The sequence below is a fragment of the Bacillus sp. A015 genome, assembly GCF_053851875.1.
Map to the genome: position 1 here is coordinate 1 of NZ_JBSPZB010000048.1, position 877 is coordinate 877.

An 877-nucleotide genomic window follows, 5' to 3' on the forward strand; every position below is an offset into this window, starting at 1 on the left:
CTTCAGCGCCGATGGTAGTTGGGGGTTTCCCCCTGTGAGAGTAGGACGCCGCCAAGCCTTTCTAAGGATCAGTTCCAGACGGAACTGGTCTTTTTTGTGTTTTTGAGAGGTATGCTTCTATATCAACATCAAAAACATAGAAAATGTCTAACAAGCCCTCGTTTTAGCAGCCGATTAAGATAGCTTCGGTATAGAGACGTAATTGGCCACTCAGGCTCCAAAGGGAACGGGCACATCTATTGCTGAAGACTGAACTCTAATAAGAAGGAACGCAGGATGAATCAATACACTCGTTTCTCTGAGTAAAACTTTAATAATGACGCCTATTTCTCGACCATTCTGATCCAAGACTTCCTTCAAATACTGCTCGATGATATCAGAAATATTTTGTGCCACTCCGCTTATATATGTTTTTAAGCGAAAATGATTTCTCAGAAAAATAAAATAATAAAAGAAATTTATCTCTAGATGATTTGTGTGTGAGGATATACTGAATAAAATGAGCATATTAAAGTGTTGGAAATGATATTTTTACAGTGATAAAGCTTCATTAGAGCTCTTTTTAAGAAAAAAACATAAAAAATGAAAAAAAGACTTTTAAAATGACGAAGCAAGTGGTAAACTTCTTTAGGTGCCTTAACGAAAAGGTGAAAAAAACAGCTTTAAAATAAATTCAAAAATTATTTAAAAAAAGTCTTTACAAACAATATCTTATCGTTATATAATACTATTTGTCAGATCGAGAGTCATTCGAAACGACACAATATGGAGGATTAGCTCAGCTGGGAGAGCATCTGCCTTACAAGCAGAGGGTCGGCGGTTCGAGCCCGTCATCCTCCACCATATTTATTCTTACATAATGTTAGGATAGATAAAG

The 877-nt window shown here is 36.3% G+C and carries 1 tRNA gene and 1 pseudogene; one reads left to right on the forward strand and one right to left on the reverse strand.

Going from position 1 to position 877, the window contains the following annotated elements:
* Positions 1-324 precede the first annotated feature (324 nt).
* Positions 325-396 (reverse strand): annotated as a pseudogene (locus tag ACSLGF_RS18725) (CtsR family transcriptional regulator); the annotation flags it as partial.
* Positions 397-767: 371 nt separating this feature from the next.
* Between ACSLGF_RS18725 and ACSLGF_RS18730 the strand changes: the two are divergent.
* Positions 768-843 (forward strand) — tRNA-Val (locus tag ACSLGF_RS18730).
* Positions 844-877 lie beyond the last annotated feature (34 nt).